Source organism: Streptomyces sp. WAC05374 (assembly GCF_004353505.1).
Lineage (GTDB): Bacteria > Actinomycetota > Actinomycetes > Streptomycetales > Streptomycetaceae > Streptomyces.
The window spans coordinates 442,310-463,396 of the sequence record NZ_SMNQ01000001.1 but is presented as its reverse complement, the minus strand read 5'-3'; the positions used below and the strand labels follow the sequence as shown (position 1 = coordinate 463,396).

At 73.6% G+C, this 21,087-nt stretch carries 19 protein-coding genes; 6 read left to right on the top strand and 13 right to left on the bottom strand.

All coding sequences use genetic code 11. The features are described 5' to 3' along the window. The first annotated feature begins 1 nt into the window (after window position 1). Window positions 2-397 (top strand): RNA-binding S4 domain-containing protein, encoded by a 396-nt coding sequence (locus E2B92_RS02160; RefSeq protein ID WP_126888246.1) that lies wholly within the window; start codon window positions 2-4, stop codon window positions 395-397. A gap of 19 nt (window positions 398-416) precedes the next feature. On the opposite strand, the gene E2B92_RS02155 is transcribed toward E2B92_RS02160, so the two are convergent. The 5 genes from E2B92_RS02155 to E2B92_RS02135 form a co-directional block, all read right to left on the bottom strand. Then, entirely contained in the window at window positions 417-2,693 is a 2,277-nt protein-coding gene (locus E2B92_RS02155; RefSeq protein ID WP_126888247.1) for a terpene synthase family protein, read from the bottom strand. A 117-nt stretch (window positions 2,694-2,810) separates the two neighbouring features. After that, window positions 2,811-3,287: a hypothetical protein gene (locus E2B92_RS02150; protein ID WP_133087366.1), complete on the bottom strand. Its 477-nt coding sequence runs from the start codon at window positions 3,285-3,287 to the stop codon at window positions 2,811-2,813. Between the two features lie 141 nt (window positions 3,288-3,428). Then, entirely contained in the window at window positions 3,429-5,351 is a 1,923-nt protein-coding gene (locus E2B92_RS02145) for an N-acetylmuramoyl-L-alanine amidase (protein ID WP_126888249.1), read from the bottom strand. A 179-nt stretch (window positions 5,352-5,530) separates the two neighbouring features. Next, window positions 5,531-7,288 carry a PP2C family protein-serine/threonine phosphatase gene (locus E2B92_RS02140; protein ID WP_133087365.1) on the bottom strand — a complete coding sequence of 586 codons (1,758 nt, stop codon included), beginning with the start codon at window positions 7,286-7,288 and terminating at the stop codon, window positions 5,531-5,533. A 148-nt stretch (window positions 7,289-7,436) separates the two neighbouring features. After that, window positions 7,437-7,721: a GlsB/YeaQ/YmgE family stress response membrane protein gene (locus tag E2B92_RS02135; protein ID WP_126888054.1), complete on the bottom strand. Its 285-nt coding sequence runs from the start codon at window positions 7,719-7,721 to the stop codon at window positions 7,437-7,439. A 249-nt stretch (window positions 7,722-7,970) separates the two neighbouring features. On the opposite strand from E2B92_RS02135, the gene E2B92_RS33220 reads away from it, so the two are divergent. Together E2B92_RS33220 and E2B92_RS33215 are read left to right on the top strand one after the other, a co-directional pair. Further along, entirely contained in the window at window positions 7,971-8,354 is a 384-nt protein-coding gene (locus E2B92_RS33220; protein WP_235023647.1) for a hypothetical protein, read from the top strand. A gap of 29 nt (window positions 8,355-8,383) precedes the next feature. Next, complete coding sequence (locus E2B92_RS33215) at window positions 8,384-8,737, top strand: ANTAR domain-containing protein (protein WP_235023646.1); 354 nt, start codon at window positions 8,384-8,386, stop codon at window positions 8,735-8,737. On the opposite strand, the gene E2B92_RS02125 is transcribed toward E2B92_RS33215, so the two are convergent. From E2B92_RS02125 to E2B92_RS02115, 3 genes are all read right to left on the bottom strand, one after another. After that, window positions 8,709-8,891 (bottom strand): hypothetical protein, encoded by a 183-nt coding sequence (locus tag E2B92_RS02125; protein ID WP_126888056.1) that lies wholly within the window; start codon window positions 8,889-8,891, stop codon window positions 8,709-8,711. The genes E2B92_RS33215 and E2B92_RS02125 overlap by 29 nt on opposite strands. Before the next feature lie 245 nt (window positions 8,892-9,136). Next, a complete protein-coding gene (locus tag E2B92_RS02120; protein ID WP_126888057.1) occupies window positions 9,137-9,853 on the bottom strand; it encodes a DNA alkylation repair protein in 717 nt (238 codons plus the stop codon). A gap of 212 nt (window positions 9,854-10,065) precedes the next feature. After that, window positions 10,066-11,184, bottom strand: a complete 1,119-nt coding sequence (locus E2B92_RS02115) for an aminoglycoside phosphotransferase family protein (RefSeq protein ID WP_126888058.1) — start codon at window positions 11,182-11,184, stop codon at window positions 10,066-10,068. A gap of 234 nt (window positions 11,185-11,418) precedes the next feature. Here E2B92_RS02115 and E2B92_RS02110 point away from each other — a divergent pair, with 234 nt between their 5' ends. Continuing rightward, a complete protein-coding gene (locus E2B92_RS02110; protein ID WP_126888059.1) occupies window positions 11,419-12,906 on the top strand; it encodes a DNA-binding protein NsdB in 1,488 nt (495 codons plus the stop codon). A gap of 359 nt (window positions 12,907-13,265) precedes the next feature. On the opposite strand, the gene E2B92_RS02105 is transcribed toward E2B92_RS02110, so the two are convergent. Next, a complete protein-coding gene (locus tag E2B92_RS02105; protein WP_126888060.1) occupies window positions 13,266-14,711 on the bottom strand; it encodes a PP2C family protein-serine/threonine phosphatase in 1,446 nt (481 codons plus the stop codon). A gap of 160 nt (window positions 14,712-14,871) precedes the next feature. Further along, entirely contained in the window at window positions 14,872-15,666 is a 795-nt protein-coding gene (locus E2B92_RS02100; RefSeq protein WP_126888061.1) for an SDR family NAD(P)-dependent oxidoreductase, read from the bottom strand. A 185-nt stretch (window positions 15,667-15,851) separates the two neighbouring features. On the opposite strand from E2B92_RS02100, the gene E2B92_RS02095 reads away from it, so the two are divergent. After that, window positions 15,852-16,871 (top strand): SDR family oxidoreductase, encoded by a 1,020-nt coding sequence (locus E2B92_RS02095; protein ID WP_399432221.1) that lies wholly within the window; start codon window positions 15,852-15,854, stop codon window positions 16,869-16,871. Between the two features lie 172 nt (window positions 16,872-17,043). After that, on the top strand, window positions 17,044-17,937 hold the full coding sequence (locus tag E2B92_RS02090) for a hypothetical protein (RefSeq protein ID WP_126888063.1): 894 nt from the start codon (window positions 17,044-17,046) through the stop codon (window positions 17,935-17,937). Here the strand turns inward: E2B92_RS02090 and E2B92_RS02085 are convergent. The 3 genes from E2B92_RS02085 to E2B92_RS02075 form a co-directional block, all read right to left on the bottom strand. Further along, a complete protein-coding gene (locus E2B92_RS02085) occupies window positions 17,925-19,196 on the bottom strand; it encodes a cation:proton antiporter (RefSeq protein WP_126888064.1) in 1,272 nt (423 codons plus the stop codon). The two genes, E2B92_RS02090 and E2B92_RS02085, sit on opposite strands and share 13 nt — an antisense overlap. Then, window positions 19,193-19,999, bottom strand: a complete 807-nt coding sequence (locus E2B92_RS02080) for a VOC family protein (RefSeq protein WP_126888065.1) — start codon at window positions 19,997-19,999, stop codon at window positions 19,193-19,195. The genes E2B92_RS02085 and E2B92_RS02080 overlap by 4 nt, the downstream gene beginning before the upstream one ends. Before the next feature lie 129 nt (window positions 20,000-20,128). After that, window positions 20,129-21,010, bottom strand: a complete 882-nt coding sequence (locus E2B92_RS02075) for a ribonuclease BN (protein WP_126888066.1) — start codon at window positions 21,008-21,010, stop codon at window positions 20,129-20,131. Window positions 21,011-21,087: the final 77 nt, after the last annotated feature.

The window sequence follows — 21,087 nt, the reverse complement described above, 5'->3', positions numbered from 1 at the left end:
CATGGCAGCGAACGAGGGGAAGACCACCGGCACGGCCCGGGTCGACAGTTGGATCTGGGCGGTACGGCTCACCAAGACGCGCTCGCAGGCCGCCACCGCCTGCCGGGCCGGTCACGTACGGGTCAACGGCGAGCGCGCCAAGCCCGCCCAGAGCGTCAAGCCCGGCGACGAGGTGCGGCTGTTCCACGCCGGCCGCGAGCGCGTCGTCGAGGTGAAGCAGGTGCTCACCAAGCGCGTCGGCGCCCCCGCGGCCGCCGAGGCGTACGCGGACAACACCCCGCCCCCGCCGCCCCGCGAGCACGTCGCCCTGGCGGGCGTCCGGGACCGGGGCGCGGGCCGCCCGACCAAGCGGGAGCGCCGCGAACTGGACCAGCTCCGCGGCACCCGCCCGTCCTGACCGCCCGCCGGCCGCCCCGCTACGACCCGATGAGCCCCACCACCCGGGCCGCCGAGGTCCCCATCCCCGTCGGCCCGCCGGGCAGCCCGGCGGCCCGCGCCGCCATGCCCTCGCCCGCAGCCGGCGCCGTCCCGTCCACCGGCGGCGCGCCCACCCCGGCCGCCGCCCGCGGGCGGGACGTACCGGCACCCGAGCGGACGTCCTCGGCCCCGTAGCGGCGTACGCTGCGGTGCCAGTGGAGGATGCCCGCGAGCCAGTCCTCCAGCTCCCGCACATAGGCGCCGAGCGCGGCCCGGCCCGCCGCGTCCAGCTCGAAGCGCTCGCTCAGCAACGGCAGCTCATGCGTCTTCACGTGCTCGAACTGGCGCAGCCGGCCCCGCATCAGGTCGTCCACGATCCCCACGCCCGTCCGGTAGTCGCAGCCGAAGAAGGTCTGCACCACCAGGACCCCGTTGTGCACTTCGCCCTCGACCTCGATCTCCTTCTGGTACGAGAAGAGGTCGTTGACCATGGTGGCGTAGTCCGACACGGAGTTCTCCAGGCTCCGCATCGTCCCGCTGCGCAGCAGCTCCGCCGGCAGGGCGTGCTGGTGCCGCAGCCGCGACAGGCTCATGGTGAGGTCGGAGCCGAAGGTCAGGCGCCGCATCTCGATGTAGTCCACCGGGTCGGGCACCCGGTGCTGGGCCTGGTTGTGCAGCTCCCACAGCCAACTGTCCAGCATCGCGTCCATGGCGCGGCGCAGGGAGGCGCGGGCGTCCGGGTCCATGGGGCCGGCGGTGCGCGCCCACAGGTCGGCCAGCGACCGCTCCATCGGGGTCGTGGCCCCCGTGGCGCCCGCCTCCGGGTCCTCGACGGGCATGCGGTCCTTCAGCCGCTCGGTGCACAGCTTCGCCCCCGGCAGGTCACGCGGCCGGCCGAAGACGATGGGGTAGTAGTCGTCCCCGTACGTCCCCCAGGTCAGCCACTCGGCGCTGAGCTCCAGCTCCTCCGCGGTGGCGTCCGGGTCCAGCCCGGCCGCGCACAGGGCGAGGTCGAAACCGGCCATCAGCCGCTCGTCCCAGATGTCGTCGAGCAGCCCCATCCGGCCCGCCCACTCCAGTGACTTCGCCCGCGCGTCGTCCAGGTGCCGGCTCAGGGACAGGGGGTAGGGCAGGTCGAACTCCGGCAGCAGCGAAGGGCCCACGTGCTGGTGCGGCACGTGCGTGAGCGAACGCGCCCGGGCCGCCGCCGGCCGGCCGAAGAGGGTGGTGATGTCGAGCGCCGAGGTCCCGAGCACACCGCGGAAGAGCGAGGGCCCGCTCCGCGCCCCCTCGTTCATGTAACGGCTCGAGCGCATGTGCCACTCGTGGCCGCCGGACTGCCAGTCCTGGAGGCCCTTGGTGTACGCGGCGACCGCGGCGCACTCCCGCGCGTCCAGGCCCTCCTCCACGCACATCTGGGGGACCTCGGTCAGGGCGGTGTTCTCGAACTGCTGGAGCCGTGAGGTCAGCAGGTCGTTGACGGCCTCGGCGGCCTCCTGGGTCGTACAGTCCAGGAACTTCTCCAGGACCAGGACACCGTTGCTGTTCTCACCCTCGTCCTCGACCTCGCGCTGGTACGAGAAGAGGTCGTTGCGCAGGTGCACGGCGTCGGCGAACGCGTCGCGCAGCACCCGCAGCGGACGGGAGCCCGCCACCCGCTCCGGCACCTCGGCGCCCGCCGCGAACTCCACCAGCCCCGCCGACCAGGGCGCGCCGCCCACCTTGCGGCGCATCTCGATGTACTCGACGGGGTTGGCGATCCGCCCCTCGTTGATGTTGTCCAGCTCCCACAGGGACTCGTTCAGCAGGTGCTCGGTCGCCTCGGCGAACCGCGAGCGCCAGGCCGGCGACATGCTCGGCACGGTCCGCGTCCACAGGTCGGCGAGCCCGGCCTCCACCGGGTTCACCGGCTCGGGCATCGGCTGCGAGAGGTCCATCGGCATGAACGCCGGCATCCGCTCCAGGTACGCCGTGCCGCCGACCAGGTCCTGGGTGCGCTTGAACACCTCGAGGAAGTGGTCGTCGAAGAAGAACACCCAGACGTACCAGTCGGTGACCAGGGACAGCACCTCGGCGTCGCAGTCCGGATGGGTGTACGCGCACAGCAGCGCGTAGTCGTGGGAGTCGAGGTCGTGCTCCTCCCAGACCCCCGACCCCTCCAGCATCCCCATCCGGCGCGACCACCCCTTGGTGTGGGAACGTGCCGCCTCCACATGCGGATTCAGGCGCGCCGGATGGGGCATGTAGAAGTCCGGCAGAACGAAGGGCTGTGCCATGCGTACGGGGCCTTTCACGGGAGGTGGACATACCGGGCCACCCCCTACCCCCCGCCGGTGAGCCCCACGCCGTGGACCGCATTAGTCGTACGAGTGACGTGTGGGGCGGAGGGGACCTCAGGAGGTGCCTTCCGTACCCTTCCCGGTGGCCTCCGCCTCGGGGAAGCACGCCCCCCTGCGGACGAACTCCGCCCGGAAGTCCTGCCGGGGGACACCGCTGAAGGAGAACGAACCGTCCTTCCGCCGGTCGCGCAGGAGTATCTGGTCGCATCCGCCGCAGTACTTCGTGTGGTCCGTGTACTGCTCCCGCGCCCGGTCGGCCCTGGCGTCCCCGGCACGCACGGCAGCACGGCTGCGCCGGGCGGCGAAGAGCAGCGCGCAACCGACGAGGAGAGCGCTCCACGCGACGCCCCCGTTGAACGCCGCGAACATGAACAGCACCGCGAAACCCGCCAGCATGCAGGTCCGGTGGTGGCGGCGCGGATCGAGTTCCGCCGCGCCCAGCGGACGGGGAAGGCCCACGAGGGGAGACCCCGGAGCCAGGCCCTTCGTGCGGAAGCAGACGTCCATTTCCCGGTCGGGGCAGTCCGCCACCGTTCCCCCCTCACCTCGTACGGGTGACACAGACTGCCCTCGTCCTGCCCGCACCGGGCATCCCATATGCCCGCGGCGGCGCCGGGCGGTGATATCCGGCCACCCACCGCCGCCACCCGCCGCCGCCCCGGGGCCCGCCCCTCAGGCGCGCGTGACCACCACGTCCGACGCCTTCACGAAGGCCACCCGGTGGCCGAACTGGATCTCGTAGTACGTCTCCTCGCCCCGCACCACCCGGTGTCCCGACGTGTCGAAGGACGGCGCGTAGAAGTACTCACCCGGCACGCGGTCACCCACCACGTACCGCTGGCCCGCGAGGAGCCGGTACGGCAGCGGCGACACCGCCTGCACCGGCACACCGGCCGGGTAGGCGGACGCCTCGGGGTACGCCCGCCCGTAGACGGGGACCTCCGCGAGGCCCTCCCTCGGTGTCAGCACCCAGCCGCGCGACCCCACGGCCACCGGCCGCGTACGGGGATCGTGGAACCAGGCCTTCTGGCCCAGGTACCAGATCGCCGTCCACTCCCCGCGCCGCTCCGCCACCGCGTACCGCTGGCCCGTCGACGCCCGCGCACCCGTGTCGTTGACGCCGGTGGTCGAGTCCTGACCTCCCGGCCGCAGCCCGGCGTCCTTGACCAGCGGCGCGCTCTCGCGGGGCTCCGTGTACAGCCGCACCGCGCCGCTGCCGTGCGGCGGGCACGCCTCACCGGGCTTCGCGCAGCCCGTGTAGAGCGGCTGGTGGGCGGCGTACCGGGGCCGGATCGTCACCACCCCGGCACGCGGACCCGCCGCCGGCGTGAACGGCCGGCCCAGCAGCGTGAAGTAGTGCGCCCAGTCCCAGTACGGCCCCGGGTCCGTGTGCATCCCGCGGACCGCCGCGCCCGTCGGGCCGGGCACGTTGTCGTGGCCCAGGATGTGCTGCCGGTCCAGCGGAACGCCGTACCGCTTCGCCAGGTACCGCACCAGGCGCGCCGACGTGCGGTACATCGCCTCCGTGTACCAGGCGTCCGGCGACACCAGGAACCCCTCGTGCTCCAGGCCCACCGACTTGGCGTTCACGTACCAGTTGCCCGCGTGCCAGCCGACGTCCTTCAGCGGCACGTGCTGGGCGATGTGACCGTCGGACGACCGCAGCGAGTAGTGCCAGGACACATACGCGGGGTCCTGCACCAGCTTCAGCGTCACGTCCCAGGTCGCCTCCGTGTCATGGACGACGATGTAGTCGACCGACTGGGAGGCGGGGCGGTCCGCCTTGTCGTGGTTGCCGTAGTCGCCCTCCCCGAACTCCTCGTACGGCGCCGGGACCCACTCGCACGCCACCGTCACCGGACACTCGGTCCCGGCCGCGTCGGCGGTCCGCAGGCCCAGCCCGGCGGCCTGCGCCGTCCGGGGAGCGACGCCCGGGTCCGGGGCGAGGGCGACCACCTGCCCGCTGTCCGTCGTGCGACGCTCACCCGAACGGATGACGTCGTACACGTCGTCGGCGTACGTCGTGGCGGTCGCAGTGTCGTCGGCGCCCGAGTACCGCGCCACCGCGCCGTACCAGTCGCCCGGGTCGGTGCTCACCGGGTGGCCGAGTTCCCGCTGCGCGGCCGCCAGCAGGGCCGCGCCGCCCCGGATGTTCGCCGGCGTGCTGGTGCGCAGGTCTTCGGGGGAGAGCCCCGACAGTCCGGCCGCCCGCTCCAGGGTCCGCAGTCGGGGCGGCAGCGCCGACGGCGCGGGCAGCCCGGCGTCCGCCACCCGTTTCGCGGGGCGGGAGGTGTCGCCGCGCGGGTCCTCCGTGCCGTGCGAGTGGTGGGGCGCCGAGGCGAGCGCGGTCGCCGCGTCCGTCAGGTGCATGGGCCCGTAGCCGCCCGTGACGCTCGGCGCGCCGCCGTGCCCGTCCGAGCGGGACTGGAGGTAGGAGACGGCCAGCAGCACGCTCGGCGGCACCCCGTACTCGGCCGCGGCCGCCGCGAAGTCGCGCTGCAACGCCCCCGGGGCGGGCGGCCGACCGGCGGTCGCCGGCGGTGCCGCGGACACCAGGGGCAGCAGCAGCGCGGCGGACGCCACCAGCGCGCCCACCGCCCCGGGCCGCCCCGGCGGCCGTCCCAGCCGTGTGTGGTGTAACCGTCGGCGAGCGGGAGCGGACAAGGCGGCCTCCTGGGGCGGATGGTGTGCGGCGCGACCGTACAGGCGTATCCGCTGCCCGACCGTCCGTCAATCAGGACGACGCGAGGGGAAGTTGCCCCGTGGGACGTACGTCAGTCGACACACACCGCGAGCAGGCAGGCGTCGTCGTCGTGGACGCCACGCTCGTACTCCTCGGTCAGCCGGTCGACGATCCGCTGGGGCGCTAGGCCACTGCTCGCCGCCAGCAGCCCCGTCAGCGCGGTGATCCCCTCGGTGATGTCCTGGCCGCGCCGCTCCACCACCCCGTCGGTGTACAGCAGCAGCACGTCGCCCGCCTCCAGTCGGAACTCCGCCGTCTCGTACGCGTGCCCCGGCAGCACCCCCAGCAGCGGCCCCCGGTGCTCCGTCGGCAGCGCGTAGGCGCGCCCCTCCCGCAGCAGCAGCGGAGCCGGGTGCCCCGCACACGTCCACCGGAACACCCGGTCGTCACCGATGTGCCCGACCGACAGGGTCGCCGTCGCCGCAACGGGTTCCCCGCACACCAACTCGTTCAGCCAGGTCGTCACGTCACCCGCGGACGCCCCCGTCTGGGCGAGCCCCGCCATCGCGTGACGCTGCTGCGCCATCCGGGCGACCGCCTCCAGCCCATGCCCGCTGGCGTCCCCGATGGCGATCAGCGCCCGGCCGTCCGGCAGCGGCCGGCACTTGTACCAGTCGCCGCCCACCGCGGCGTCCGGCTCCGCCGGGAGGTAGGCCGCCGCCACCGTCAGGCCCAGCTCCGCGAGCCCTTCCGAATACGTCGGCAGCAGCGCGTCCCGCAGCGCCGACGCGACATGCCGCTCGGCCGCCGCCTGCTGCCGCAACTGCTCCGTCTCCACCTGCTTCTCCACCAGCCTGCGGCGGCTGCGCATCTGGGGCGTCAGGTCACGCGCCACGATCTGCAACGCCCACGGCCGCCCGTCCGTACCCGCCACCGGCCGGCCCAGCAGGTCGACCGTCCGGACCTCACCCAGCACCACGAAACGGATACGCGTCCACGCGGGCTCCTCACCGGCCAGCACCGACGTGATGAACTCACCGAACGGCCCCACGTCCGCCGCCATCAGCGCGTCGCACAGCTCCAGCAGCGACCACGGCAGCGCCGGATCGGTACGGAAGATCCGCTGGAGCCCCTCCGACCACGTCACCGACCCGGACAGCAGGTCCCAGCGCCCCCACCCCATCGACGCCAGGTGCTGCGCGTCGATGGTGAGGAGCTCCGCCTGGCTGCGCACCGGGCGCCACGTCGTCAGCACCTGCTCGCCGCACGCCGACGCGTAATGCACGAGCTGTACGCGCCGGAGCCTGCCGTACCGCTCCTCCGTGTAGTCCACGACCAGGCCGTTCAGGGCGCGGCCCGTCGCCAGGACCTCCCGCAGCGCGGCCAGCAGGCCGCCCGCCGCCGCACCGGGGCGGGCCTGGGCGAAGAACCTCTGGCCCACCTGCTGATCGGGCGAGACCAGCCACTCGGCCGAACGGATGTGGTTGCCGGCGCGGACGACGAAGTCCGTGATGGTGCCGGCCTCGTCCCGCACCGGGGTCAGCAGCGCCGCGGACACCGGGACAGCCGGAAGAGCCGCACACAGACACGTCGAGGGGTCGTGCCCCTCGCCCGCGTCCCCGCACATGTGCGGGGCGCCGGACCCCTGACCGCACGGGCACTGGGCCGCCCCCGGGCCGCCGCCCGCCCCCAGGGCCCGCGCGCCCGCCTCACCGGGGCCGCGGCCGGCCGACGGCTCGGCGACCCCCGCCGTCTCCGCCTTGCGGCGGACCTCCGAGCGCAGCGTCGCGATCTCGCTCTCGATGAACGCCTTCAGCGACGCCACGTCGCTGGTGTACGACCGGGTCATGAGGGCGTCACAGCCCCGGGGCCGACAGCCGTGGCGTGTCCTGGACCGGGAACGTTCATGGCGACGGCCCTTCCTCTCGTACCCGCGTACACAGCCGGGGGTGTACCCCGCAGTGGGAGTACACCCCCGGTCGGATACTCCGTCCGGGTCAGGCGTGCACGCCGTGACCCCGGTGCCCCCGCCCGGTGATCAGACGGTAGAGGGCGAGAATGATGACCGAACCGATGATCGCGGCGATCCAGGTCGACAGGTCGAAGAAACCGTCGATCGAATCGACGCCGAAGATGACCTTGCCCAGCCAGCCGCCCAGCAGACCGCCGACGATACCGATCAGCATGGTCACCAGGATGCCGCCCGGGTCCCGCCCCGGCATCAGCGCCTTGGCGATCGCACCGGCGAGCAGCCCGATCAGTATCCACGCGATGATTCCCATTCTCGACCTCCTATGGATGTCCACGCCCCGCGTCATGGCGGGACATGAGACCGCGTTGCCGGTCACCGGGCCGGTAAACGCGGGCGACCCCCTCCACTCGGACGCGGGGACGAACGTCCCGGCCGGAAGGGGGCGGAAGTCCTGGAACGGACAGGCCGGTCGGCGTGCTTGCCCGCACCCTCCACCGGCAACACCAACGGCAGCCGCGCACCGCACGCCACTGCACCACAGGGAAGGGAGCAGCCACCGATGACGTGGATGACCCGCACCAAGGCCCGCCTCCTGCACGCCACCGACCGGCTCCGCCCGTCGCACACCCCGCACCAGGAGCCCCTCGAGTCGCTCCACGTCCGGAGCCCGGCCGAGGGCACCCGCTGGACGTGCGTCGAACGGCACCGGATCAGTTGGCAGTGCACCGGCGCACTGTGGCACCCGTGCGACGTGCTGCTGGAACGCCGCACGGACGAGGGATGGACCCGCGCCGCGCTCCTCGCCACGGACGTCGACCCCCGCGCCCTGGGCGCGTCCGTCGTCGTGCCCGACCTGCCGACGGGGCCCTACCGCGTGCTGGTCACCTCACCGGAACTGCCCGCCGCGGCCTGCAGCCCGCCCCTGTTCATCCGCCACCCCTGACCCGCCCGCACCAGGAGAGGCACCGTCACGTGCAGAACGAACTCGCCCGCCTCACCACCGAGGTGACCCAACTGCGCCAGGCCCTCGACAGCCGGGCCGTCATCGACCAGGCCCAGGGCGTGATCATGGCGCTCACGCCCTGCCCGGCCGAGCGGGCGTGGCAGGTGCTCGTGGAGACCTCCCAGCACGGCAACACCAAGGTGCGCGACGTCGCCACCGCGCTCGTCGCCGCCGTCGCGCACGGCCACGGCCTGCCCCCCGGGCTGCGCGTCCCGCTCGACCGGGCCGTGCGCCGTGCCCGGGCCGGGGGAGGCGGTGCGGGGCCGGCCCCGGGCCGCCGGGCGGCCACGGGGGTCAGCCCCGGGGCCCCGATTCCCTCCTGAGCGCGATCCACCGCTCGGCGACCCCCCTCACGGCCGGGTACCTGTCCAGCAGTTCCTCGTCCGTCAGGGAGAGCTCCGTCGCGGCGGTCGCCGTGTCACGGGTGGTCGTCGTCCCGGGGAGGGGTACGGCCCGGGCGTGGTGGTCGTTCGGCATCTGGCCTCCAGTCGCGTGGGCATGCGCCGGGCCTCCCGTGGGGAGCCGGGAGGCGGCGCGGCTCCGCCCGTGCGGTGACACGCCGGGCGGAGCCGATACGGCCACCCGTCGGGGGTACGAGCGCCGCGCGCACAGCATGCACCCGAATCGGCCACCATCGGTAGAGGTGTGGCCGAAATCCATCCGACCGTCGCCCGCCGCTCACCGTACGTCGCCACGAGCACCCCGCCCCCGGGGTGCCTCGGTCAGCGCGCGTCGCCGGGAAGCCGGCGGACGGCCTCCCGGTAGGTGACGCCGGACATGCGGGGCCGCCGCTGCCGCACCCAGGCGGTGACGAAGCCGGGATCACGTACGGAGACCTCGCGCAGCACCCAGCCGATCGCCTTGCGGATGAAGAACTCCCGCTCCTCCAGCATGGCGTCGGCGTACCGGCTCAGCCGCGGCAGGTCGGGCGCACCGGCCCGGACGCCGGGCAGCAGACACAGCAGCGCCGCACGGCGGAGCCAGAAGTCCCCGTCCCGCGCCCACCGGTCCAGCGTGGCACCGCACGCCCCGGGATCGCCCGTCACGACGGCACCCGCGGCATGGACGGCCAGGGGGTCCACCAGCGCCCAGGTGCGGGACGCCCGCAGGTACCGCTCCAGCTCGGTCAGGTCCCCGGGCCGCAGCAGGGCCCCCGCCCGCGCGGTGAGCGCCTCCACCGCCGCCTGCCGGTGCTCGTAGACCTCGCCGCTCCACAGCAGCGCCGCCAGGGCCAGGGTGTCCTGGCGCGTCGGCGGGCCGAGAACCCGGCGCGCCGCCGTGACGGCCCGCCGCACCTCGGGCACCGGAACGCCCAGGTGCGTGAGGTCGCTGCGCAGGTACGCGCGGTCCCGCTCCGCACGCCCGGGCTCCGCCAAGCCGGCGAGTGCCTCCCGGACACCGGCGGCCGCGGCGAGAAGTTCCGGGCGAGGGTCGTCCATGGCTCTCTCCTGTCACGCGGGGGCCGTGCGGACAGGGTCACACGCGGGGCGGAACCCACGCGGAGCGGGGCCCACGGGGGCGGAACCCACGCGGGGCGGGGCCCACGGGGGCGGAACCCACGCGGAGCGGGGCCCGCACTGCACACGACAGCGCGCTGCGTGCCCGGTGTGTCGGCACCGGTCACACAGCGCACTTCCCCCTCGTCGCGCGGTCAGCGCGTGCCGACCGCCGCGCGCACGGCCCGCCGTGCCAGTGCGCAGTCATCGTGCAGCCGCCGCAGCAGCAGCCGCTGTTCCTCCCCGGTCGACACCGCACCCGGCGCCGCCGGCACCGAACCGGCGGGTGGCGCTTCGCGTATCGTCCGCTGCACCGCCGTCTCGTACGTACGGATCTCGCGCGTCAGCACCAGCATCAGGTTCACCAGGAACGCGTCCCGCGCGGCGGGCCCCTCGCGCTGGGCGAGTTGGCTGATGTGACGGCGCGCCGCGGGGGCGTCGCCCAGGACCGCCCACAGCGTCGCCAGGTCGTAGCCCGGCAGGTACCAGCCGGCGTGCTCCCAGTCGACCAGCACCGGACCGGCGGGCGACAGAAGGATGTTGGAGAGCAGCGCGTCCCCGTGGCAGAACTGGCCCATGCCCTGGCGTCCACCGGCGTGCGCCAGGCCGTGCAGCAGCTTCTGGAGGTCGTCCCGGTCCCGGTCGGTGAACAGCCCCAGCTCGTGGTAGCGGGAGATCCGCGACCCGTAGTCCAGCGGGGCGTCGAACGTCCCGGCGGGCGGCCGCCAGGTGTTCAGCCGGGTGATCGCGCCGAGCGCGGCCCGCAGGTCCGCCCGGGGCGGGGCCTCCAGCGGGTGCCGCGTCAGGGCCGCCGCGCGCCCCGGCATCCGCTCGATGACCAGCGTGCAGTTGTCGGGGTCGGCGGCGATCAGCCGCGGCACCCGCACCGGAGGCCGGTGGCGTACGAAGGCCCGGTAGGCGGCGATCTCGTGCCGGAACCGCTCGACCCACGCGGGGGAGTGGTCCAGTAAACACTTCGCGACCGCCGTGGCGCGTCCGGTGGTGCCGACCAGCAGGACGGAGCGTCCGCTGCGCCGCATCACCTGGACCGGGTTGAACTCCGGGCAGATCCGGTGCACCGACGCGATCGCCTTCCGCAACTGCGCGCCCTGCGGGCCGGACAGGTCGATCCGCCCGCTGAGCGGGCCGGCCACCGTCCCCGCCCAGCGCCGGGCCCGGCCCGCCTGGGTGGGATCCAGATACGGTCCGCTGCCGGCCGGGACGGTGCGCTGCGGCCGGGGCGGGGCGGACACGGAGGACGATGCTGTGTACATGGGCGAGACAGATCCCTTCGTGTGCCGGCGATGTACGTACGCTGCCCCGTCCCGACAACCGGCCGACACCCTGGGGAATGAGGGCCGGTTGCCGGGGCGGGGTGGCGCTTTCCTACCTGACACCCGGGCGCGGGTGGCACACCATCTGGCGGACCCTGGCGAACCCTGGCGAATAGTCGCCAGCCCTATGACAGCGGGTTAGTGTCAACTCAGCCGAGAACCTGGGGGCTTGACGTGACCGGAGAACCCAACACCCGCCTTGCAGACCTGTTCGGCCTGGCCGGCTGGTCCAAAGGGGAGCTCGCGAGACTCGTGAACCGGCAGGCGGCGGCCATGGGCCACCCCCAACTGGCGACCGACACCTCGCGGGTCCGGCGCTGGATCGACATGGGGGAGACCCCGCGCGATCCCGTCCCCCGGGTGCTGGCAGCCCTGTTCACCGAGCGACTCGGCCGTGTCGTGACCATCGAGGACCTCGGGTTCGTACGACACGGGCGCGCCGGGAAACGGCGGGACGTCAGGAACACCGACAACCCTGACGGGCTGCCCTGGGCGCCCGAGCGTACGGCTGCGGTCCTCACCGAATTCACGGGAATGGACCTCATGCTCAACCGACGCGGCTTGGTGGGCGCGGGCGCCGCGCTCGCCGCAGGCTCCGCACTGACCAGCGCCATGCACGACTGGCTCCACACCGACCCCGCTCACGCCTCCGAAGCTCCCCGCCTCAACGACCCCCTGCACGCCGACCCCGCGGGGTTCGACCGTTACGAAGCCGCCCCCATCGGATCGCAGGAGATCGAGGCGCTGGAACGCTCCGTCGAAGTGTTCCGCGCCTGGGACGCCGCCCGTGGCGGCGGGCTCCAGCGCAAGGCCGTCGTCGGCCAGCTCAACGAAGTGGGCGGCATGCTCGCCTACCGCCACCCCGACCACCTCCAGCGCCGCCTCTGGGGCGTCGCGGCCAACCTGGCCGTGCTGGCCGGCTGGATGTCCCACGACGTGGGCCTGGAGCCCACCGCCCAGAAGTACTTCGTCATCGCCGCCCACGCGGCCCGCGAGGGCGGTGACCGGCCCCGTGCCGGTGAGGCCCTCTCCCGCGCCGCCCGCCAGATGGTCCACCTGGGCCGTCCCGACGAGGCCCTGGACCTGATGAAGCTCGCGAGGTCCGGTTCGGGCGAGCAGATCCTTCCGCGTACGCAGGCCATGCTGCACACCATCGAGGCCTGGGCACAGGCGTCCATGGGCCGCGGCCAGGCGATGCGCCGCACCCTGGGCGAGGCCGAGGAGCTGTTCGTCTCCGACAAGAGCGACGTTCCGCTGCCGAGCTGGATGCAGACCTTCCGGAGCGAGGACCTGTACGGCATGCAGGCGCTCGCCTACCGGACGCTCGCCGAGCACGAGCCGGCCGCCGCCAAGCAGGCCCAGTACTTCGCCCAGAAGGCCCTGTCGCTGCGCAACGACGGCCGGCAGCGGTCGAAGATCTTCGACTACCTGTCGATGGCGTCGGCGTGCTTCATCGCGGACGACCCCGAACAGGCCGACCGGTACGCCAGGCTGGCCCTGATGTCCATGGGCGAGACCTCGTCCCAGCGCACCTGGGACCGGCTGCGGGAGATGTACCGGCTGACCGGGCAGTACGCCGGCTACTCGAAGATCGAGGACCTCCGGGAGGAGATCCAGTTGGCCATGCCCAAGGCGGCGGCCAAGCGGCCCCGGCGGGCCTGACCAGCCCCCAGGGCCCGGGCACCCTGCCCGACGACGCCCCGCGACCGGCCCACCACGCACCCGTTCACCGGCGCCCGGCCGCCACGACCCACCTGAAACCCCGACCAGCCATCGTGCGTGACGCACGCGTGCGCGAAGCACACCTCGTGCCCCGCGCACACCACGGCCACCGTCCGCCACCACGCATGCCCACGTGTCACAGCCGACGCAGCAGGCATCACAACGAACGCATCACAACCAACCCATCACAACGAACGCGTCACCACGACCACGACCACGGCCGACGACCACGACCAACCCTCCAGCCCCGCCCGCGCCCACGCATCACGGCCGTACCGGCATGACGCATGGGCCCGGACTCACGACGGGCCGCCGACGCGGGCGACCATGACGCAGGCGTCGCCCTCACGGGGTGAACGGCCGAACTCCTCGACCACCGACCGTACGCATTCCTGTGCGTCGCGCGCCCCGGCGAAGCGCGGTGCCAGCTCCAGCAGCCTGTTCCTGCCTCCGCTGTCGCGGGTCAGCCCGTCCGTGTGCAGCACCAGCAGGTCCCCGGGGAGCAGCCGGACCTCGGCCTGTTCGTACGCCGTCCCGGCCGTCGCCCCGAGGAGTACACCCTCCGGGCGTGTCAGCGCGTGCCCCGTCCCGCCGCGGAACAGCAGCGGGGCGGGGTGGCCCGCCTGCGCCCAGGTGAGCGTGCGGGTGCGCGGGTCGTAGCGGCAGCAGACCGCGCTGCCCAGGGCGGGCTGCGAGGAGGAGTCCAGCACCTGGTTGAGGTAACCCATCAGCGCGCCGGGCCTGATTCCGGCGACCGCCATGCCGCGCAGGGCGCCCAGCAGCATCGCCATCGTGGATGTCGCGGACACCCCGCGCCCGGTCAGGTCACCCACCGTCAGCAGGGCTTCGCCGTCCGGCAGTTCCAGCGCGTCGTACCAGTCGCCGCCGATCGTGGCGCGGGACCCGGACGGCAGGTACTGCCCGGCCAGGTCCAGTCCGGCCGGTCCGCCGTGCGGGAAGCCGGAGCTGCCGCGCCAGGGGGGCAGGACGGCCTCCTGGAGCTCCACGGCCATCCGGTGCTCGGTCCGCTCGATGTGCTGGGCACGCTGGAGGGAGTCCCGCGACTCGCGCACGGCCCGCTCGCTGCGGCGCAGCTCGCTGACGTCCCGTAAAACCGCCCACATCGACGCGGTGCACCCGTCGACGTCGAGGACGGGCTCGCCCATCATGTGCAGCGTGCGCACCCGGCCGTCCGTGCGCACTATCCGGAACTCGCCGTCGATGGGCTTGCCGTCGATCAGACAGCCCGTCACCATCGCCGTCAGCAGTGCCTGGTCCTCGGCGAACACCATGGAGGGCAGCTCGTCCAGGGTCATCGGGCCGGCTTCGGGGGAGCGGCCGAAAATCACGTACAGCTCGTCGGACCAGCTCACTTCATCGGTGAGAAGGTTCCACTCCGCGCTGCCGACCCGGCTGAGCAGCGACCCGGTGGGCGGCGGGTCGGCCGCTGCGGCGCCGTCGTCGGCGTCCATGTCGCCGTAGAGCTCCGCGGGCTGTGCCGGGCCGTCCGGGACGCCCTCCTTGAGCTGGCCCAACTGGGCGCCCAGGTCGTCGAGTTGATGGACGGCGAGGTCGCACAGCGCCCGCTGCCAGCGGCCCTGCGGGTCGTCCTCGTCCACCACGGCGTCCCGGCGCACGGCATCGACGTCTCCGCGCAGCCTGCGGGTCTGCGAGATCAGGGCGTCCAGCGTGCCGCGCTCGGGCGGCTGTGGGGCGGGACGGTCCGCGAACAGATGGGACGGCATGTCGTACTCCGATACGGGCGCGGCGCGGCCAGGGTCTGAAAGTGAGGACCGGTTACGACTGTTGCACAGGCGGAGACCCCCTGTAAGGGGTTTGGCAACACTCGATACGGTGGTGCTTGTGGCATATGCCAAAGGCCCGGTGGGAACCGGCCACCGCGGCCTACGGCAGGATCGAGTCGACGTACCCGCCGTCGACCCGCAGCGCCCCTCCGGTCGTGGCGGACGCCTGCGGAGAGCTGAGGTAGACCACCATATGGGCGATCTCCTCGGGCTCGATGAGCCGCTGGAGCAGTGACTGCGGCCGGTGCTTGCGCATGAACACCCGCTGGGCCTCGTCCCAGGCGAGGTCCCGGTCCACGAGCTCGTAGACGAAATCCTCGACACCACCCGTATGGGTGGGTCCCGCGATCACCGAGTTGACGGTGACGCCCGTGCCCGCGGCCTCCTTGGCGAAACCGCGGCTCACCGCCAGCAGCGCCGTCTTCGACATGCCGTAGTGGATCATCTCGGCCGGGATCACCACGGCCGAGTCGCTGGCGATGTACTGCACCCGCCCCCAGCCCCGGCCCGTCATGCCCGGCAGGTACGCACGGGTCAGCCGCACCGCCGCCAGCACGTTCACCTCGAAGTACCGCCGCCACTCCTCGTCCGTGATCTCCAGGGCCGGGCGCGGCTCGAAGACCCCCAGGTTGTTGACGAGGATGTCCACCTCGGGCAGCAGCTCCACGGCCAGTTCGGCACCCTCCTCGGTGGCGATGTCCGCCGCCACCGGGACCACCTCCGCGTCCGGCACCCGCGCCCGCAGCCGCTTCACGGCCTCCGTGACACCGTCCGAGGTGCGCCCGTTGACCGCCACCGTCGCCCCCGAGCGCGCCAGGGCGGTGACGATCGCCGCGCCGATGCCCTGCGTCGAGCCGGTGACCAGCGCCGTCCTGCCCGTGAGGTTCACATGCATCCGCCCGGTTTCCCTTCTCGCGTGCGGTCCCCCGCGTCTCATGGTGCCCGTGTGCTCCCGTCCCCATGCCGCGCGCGCGACGGACGTGGAGTGCCGCGCAGCGGGTACCCGGACCTCCCGACGCCGGAAGGTCCGGGCCGGGAACGGGGCAGAGCCGTCGCCGTCGGAGGGCAGGAGCCGTGAACATGAACGCCGGGAAGCGGGTCGTCGTCACTGGAGCCACCGGAAATGTCGGCACCAGTGTGGTGGCGGCCCTCGCCGATGACCCCCAGATCTCGTCCGTGCTGGGCCTGGCCCGCCGGCTGCCCGGCTGGTCGCCGCCGAAGACCGACTGGGCGGAGGTGGACCTCCGCGAGGAGACCGACCTGGTCAGGCACTTCGAGGGCGCCGACGCCGTGATCCACCTGGCCTGGGCCTTCCAGCCCACCCACGACCCGGTCGCCACCTGGCGCACGAACGTCTCCGGCAGCCTCCAGGTCTTCCGGGACGTCTCCGCCGCGGGCGTGCCCGCGCTCGTCCACGCCTCCTCGGTCGGCGCCTACTCGCCCGGGCCGAAGGACGGCACCGTCGACGAGTCCTGGCCCACCCACGGCTGGCCCGGGGCCGCGTACTGCCGGGAGAAGGCCTACCTGGAGCGCGTCCTGGACACCTTCGAGGCGCGCAACCCCGGCGTACGGGTGGTGCGGATGCGCCCCGCGTTCCTGTTCAAGCACGAGTCCGGGAGCGAACAGCGGCGGATCTTCGCGGGACGCTTCGTGCCCGGCCAGCTCGCCGGCCCGAAGACCATCCCCGTCGTTCCGGACATCCCCGGCCTGCGCTTCCAGGCCCTGCACACCGACGACGCCGCCCGGGCGTACCGGCTCGCGGTCACCAAGGACGTCACCGGCGCCTTCAACCTGGCCGCCGAGCCGGCCCTCGACGCGCGCCGGCTCGCCGACCTCCTCGACGCCCGGGTCGTCCGCCTGCCACGCCCCGCCATCCGGGCCGCGCTGGCGGCCGGGTGGGGGCTGCGCCTGATACCCGCCTCGCCGCAGCTCTTCGACGCCGTCCTGCGCGTGCCGATGCTCGACTGCTCGCGGGCCCGGGACGAACTGGGCTGGAGCCCCGAGCACACTTCCCTGGAGGCCATCGAGGAGATGCTCGAGGGCATGCGCACCGGCGCGGGCATGGACACCGCACCGCTCGCGGGCCGCAAGGCGAGCTGACCCGGCCGGCGGCGCACCGGCGCGCCCCGGCGCACGATGGCCGGTCCCGCACCATGCGGGCGCGCCGGAGGTGACGGGCCCCTCCGCAGTGGGCAGACCGACAGGAAGAGCGGGACGCCCCGGCGTCCCCGTGCGCACGGGCATCCGGTCGGACCGGTGAAGGGGGGCCTCAGTGCCGGACAGGCGTCCTCGCGGTTATCAGCCCGACTGGCAGCCACGCCCCGCCACCCAGGAGGTGCTGGCCGCCGTCGAGCTCATCCTCGGCAGGTACGCGGCGCAGTTGCCGCTGACGATACGTCAGATCTGGTACGCGGCCGTGTCCGACGGTGTCCTCGCCAAGCAGGAGCGCACGTACAAGCGCCTCGTGGACCTCCTCGGGATGGCCCGCCGCTCCGGGCGGATCTCCTGGCTGGCCATCCGGGACGGCACGGACACCGTCATGGAACCCGTGGCCTACGACGGCCCCGAGGGGTTCCGCCGCGCGCAACTGGACGCCGCCCGGGCGTTCCGGCTCGACCGCCAGGCCGGCCAGGAGGCCCGGCTGGAGGTCTGGTGCGACGCGGCCGGCCTGGTGCCGCAGCTCGCCACGGTCACCGACCCCTGGGGGGTGCCCGTGTACGCGTCCGCCGCCGGGCTCTCCGGCAAACGCGCCGCCGCCCAGCGCGCGGCCGTGGGCGGCCACAGCGCGGTACGGATCATGGTGATCGGCGACTGGGACCCCACGGGGCTGCACCTGTTCACGGCCCTCGCCGAGGACGTCACCGCCTTCGCCGCGCTCGACGCGCCGGACGTGACGGTGCGCTTCGACCGGCTCGCCGTCACCGAGCACCAGATCGCCGCGTTCCACCTGCCCACCGCCCCGGTGAAGGCCAGCGACCGGCGCTCCTTTCCCGGCACGTCCACCACCCAGGCCGAGGCGCTGCCGCCCGACGCGCTGGCGGCGCTGGTACGGGACGCCATCAGCGGCAGCCGGGACACCGGCATCCTGGCCGAGGTGCTGGACCGCGAGGAGGCCCAGCGGCGGGCCCTGCTGCACGGCTTCCCCGAGGCGGCTCAGGGCGGCTGATCCAGGGGCCCCGTCCGCCCCCGCATCCGGTCGAGCCGGCTGATCACCGGGGTCGCCGTCACCCCGTGCACGACCACCGAGAGCAGGACGGTGAACGCCACGGCCGCCCACAGCTCCCGGCCCAGCCCGCCGAAGTCGTCCAGCCCCAGGGCGTACGCGAGGTAGTAGAGCGACCCGATGCCCCGCAGGCCGAACACCGCGACGACGAGCCGTTCGCGCGGCCCGGCGGCCGAGCCGATCAGCGCCAGCCGGCCGGTGAGGGGCCGGACGGCCACCACCAGCAGCACCGCGACCACCGCCGCCTCCCAGGTCAGGGCCGCGAGACCGCCCCCGGCGACGTACCCGCCGAGCACGAACAGCAGCAGCGCGGTGAGCAGCCGCTCGATCTGCTCGGTGAACTCGTGCAGCACCTTGTGGTAGCCGTGGCTGCGCTCGGCGGCCCGCAGCGTGCACGCGGCGACGAACACCGCCAGGAAGCCGTACCCGTGCAGCAGCTCCGTCACCCCGTACGACAGGAACGTCGCCCCGAGCGCCACGAAGCCCTCCATGTGCTCCGACAGCCGCAGCGCGGACGCCCGGGCGCGGAAGAACATCCACCCCAGCAGCCGGCCCACCACCATCCCCGCGGCGACCCCGATCGCGACCCGGCCGAGCGCGTCGGTGGCCACCCAGCCGCCGATCCACTCCGCCGACCAGCCGGTCCCGGCGGCGGCGGCGAGGGCGACGGCCGCGAGGACGAACGGGAAGGCGAGCCCGTCGTTGAGCCCCGCCTCACTGGTGAGCGTGAGGCGCACCTCGTCCTCGTCCTCCTCCGCGTCGGTCGGCTCGCCCACCCGTACCTCGGCCGCCAGCACCGGGTCGGTGGGCGCCAGCACGGCCCCCAGCAGCAGCGCCACGGCGGGCGGCCAGTCCAGCAGCGCCCACGCGAGCACGGCCGTCACCACGACGGTCAGCGGCATGGTGATGCCCAGCAGCCGCCAGGGGCCCGCCCAGGAGCGCAGGCCGGGCGGCCGGTTGATGGCGAGCCCGGCGCCCATCAGCGACACGATCACACAGACCTCGGTGACGTGCTCCACCCACGGCCGGTCCCCCAGGGGGTCGATCACGGGCACCGGCAGGGGCAGGAGCTGCACGGCGACGCCCGCGGCGAGGAACACCATGGGCATGGAGAAGGGGCGGCTGAAGACCACCCGCGGCAGCACGGCGGCAAGCAGAGCGCCGACACCGAGGCCGGCGTACACCAGGTCGGAAAAGGTCATTCAGTGAGAGTGCGCGTGGTGACCGTGAACAAACCGCCGTCGGGGTCGCGGAGGGTCGCCTGCATGCCCGGGTCGTACTGGACGACGGTGCCGCCGTGCCGCTGGGCGTCCGCCACGCAGGCGTCGACGTCGCGGACGGGGAAGTGGACCTCCCAGCGCGGCCGGATCGCGGGGTCGGGCGCGGCCTCCAGGGCGCCGGAGCTGAGCCGGGCGACCACGTGCCCGCCGCTGCGCAGCACGACCTCCTCCTCCTCGTACTCGACGTCGCAGCTCCCGGCCCCGCCGGAGGCCCAGTCGAAGACTTCCCCGTAGAAGATCGCCGCCTCGAAGGCGTCCCGGGTCTGGAGGCGCAGCCATGCGGGCGCGGCGGCGCGCCAGGTCTCCCACCCGGACAGGAGCTGGCCCTCCCAGATACCGAAGACGGCGCCGTCCCGGTCGGCCGCGAGCGCGCCGCGCCCGACGACGAACCCGACCGGCCCGACGGCGACCGTGCCGCTGCGCTCCCTGATGCGGGCCGCCGTCTGGTCGGCGTCCTGCACGGCGAAGTACGGGGTCCAGGCGACGGCCACCTGGAGGGCGGAGGCCAGCGCTCCTATCCCGCCGACGGGCTTGCCGTCCTCCAGGGCGACGCTGAACTCCTTGCCGAGCCGCGCCGGACGGAACTCCCAGCCCAGGACCGCACCGTAGAAGTCCTGTGCGGCGCGCAGGTCGCGCGTCATCAGGCTGACCCAGCAGGGGGCACCGAACACGGAGCTGCTGGACGTCACCCCTGACGCCGTGGTCGCTGTCGGCTTCCTGTTCATGTGCAAAACCGTCCCCGGGTGTCGCCAGTGGTGCGCATCTGCCGCAGGTGTCCCTGCATGCTCTGTTGTCTCTTCTGCCTCTGCCCGGTGTCCATCCTTGCACTCTTTGTGGGGGATAGCCCTTCCGGCTCAGCCGCGCCGGCGGGGCAGCCGCAGCCGGGCGCGCAAGCGGTCCCACAGCCTGGCCAGGTCATGGCGCTCCTCGTACAGCAGCCGGCCCACCAGCGCGCCGCCGAAGACCACGAAGCCGACGCCGACCAGCCAGGACTGGACGACCAGGAACGTGCCGACGGGCCCGTACGCCACCGCGTTGGAGGCGATCAGCGGGGAGAAGACCAGCCGGGAGAAGACCCGCAGCCCGGCCAGCCCGATCACGGTGCACAGGGCGCCCGGCAGGAGGGCGAGCCAGGGCACCCGGCCGCCCAGCAGCAGCCGCTGCGACCACCAGAAGAAGACCACCGCGCTCACGAAGGCGAGGATCACCCGCCAGACGAGGTCACCGCCGGTCGCCGGGCGGGAGAACACGTCCGCGGACAGCAGCAGGTACCCGATGAGCAGGGCGAGCCAGACCGCGTGGCGCCACATCGTGTGCCAGCGGGCGGCGGGCAGCTCCCACACCTTCTCGTAGCCCGTCTGGACCACACCGCCGAAGGTCAGACCGAACACGGCGGTGGCGGCGATACCGAACCCGGTGATGGACTCCAGCGCCGCTCCGGGCGGTGCGAAGAGCCGTTCGACCTCGTCCGTGGAGCCCTGGGCGACCCCGAGCCCGTCCGAGAGCCACTGCGCGAATCCGGTGCCGCCCGCCGGGTCGGCCGCGGCGATCACGATCAGCAGGGGTACGAGGGTGAGCAGCCCGAGCGCGGCGAACCCCATGGAGCGGTGCATCAGCTCCAGATCGGTGCCCCGCCGCCAGCCGCGTCCCGCGGCCGAGCGGTGGAAGGCGCCGTGCAGCCGCCTGGGCCACCACGCGTGGGTCCCGCCCTCGGCGCCGGGAGACTTCTCGGACATGCACCTCGCATACCCGGCGGCGGCCCGCGGGGCGCGGGTGGGGGCGGGGGAGGGCCCGAATGGACGCCTCCGCCCGC

What these genes read in the sequence shown, in the direction of transcription:
- E2B92_RS02160 (WP_126888246.1), top strand. Translation starts at nt 2, where the DNA reads ATGGCAGCGAACGAGGGGAAGACCACCGGCACGGCCCGGGTCGACAGT.
- E2B92_RS02155 (WP_126888247.1), bottom strand. Translation starts at nt 2,693, where the DNA reads ATGGCACAGCCCTTCGTTCTGCCGGACTTCTACATGCCCCATCCGGCG.
- E2B92_RS02140 (WP_133087365.1), bottom strand. Translation starts at nt 7,288, where the DNA reads ATGACCCGGTCGTACACCAGCGACGTGGCGTCGCTGAAGGCGTTCATC.
- E2B92_RS02135 (WP_126888054.1), bottom strand. Translation starts at nt 7,721, where the DNA reads ATGGGAATCATCGCGTGGATACTGATCGGGCTGCTCGCCGGTGCGATC.
- E2B92_RS33220 (WP_235023647.1), top strand. Translation starts at nt 7,971, where the DNA reads ATGACGTGGATGACCCGCACCAAGGCCCGCCTCCTGCACGCCACCGAC.
- E2B92_RS02125 (WP_126888056.1), bottom strand. Translation starts at nt 8,891, where the DNA reads ATGCCGAACGACCACCACGCCCGGGCCGTACCCCTCCCCGGGACGACG.
- E2B92_RS02120 (WP_126888057.1), bottom strand. Translation starts at nt 9,853, where the DNA reads ATGGACGACCCTCGCCCGGAACTTCTCGCCGCGGCCGCCGGTGTCCGG.
- E2B92_RS02115 (WP_126888058.1), bottom strand. Translation starts at nt 11,184, where the DNA reads ATGTACACAGCATCGTCCTCCGTGTCCGCCCCGCCCCGGCCGCAGCGC.
- E2B92_RS02105 (WP_126888060.1), bottom strand. Translation starts at nt 14,711, where the DNA reads ATGCCGTCCCATCTGTTCGCGGACCGTCCCGCCCCACAGCCGCCCGAG.
- E2B92_RS02100 (WP_126888061.1), bottom strand. Translation starts at nt 15,666, where the DNA reads ATGCATGTGAACCTCACGGGCAGGACGGCGCTGGTCACCGGCTCGACG.
- E2B92_RS02095 (WP_399432221.1), top strand. Translation starts at nt 15,852, where the DNA reads ATGAACGCCGGGAAGCGGGTCGTCGTCACTGGAGCCACCGGAAATGTC.
- E2B92_RS02085 (WP_126888064.1), bottom strand. Translation starts at nt 19,196, where the DNA reads ATGACCTTTTCCGACCTGGTGTACGCCGGCCTCGGTGTCGGCGCTCTG.
- E2B92_RS02080 (WP_126888065.1), bottom strand. Translation starts at nt 19,999, where the DNA reads ATGAACAGGAAGCCGACAGCGACCACGGCGTCAGGGGTGACGTCCAGC.
- E2B92_RS02075 (WP_126888066.1), bottom strand. Translation starts at nt 21,010, where the DNA reads ATGTCCGAGAAGTCTCCCGGCGCCGAGGGCGGGACCCACGCGTGGTGG.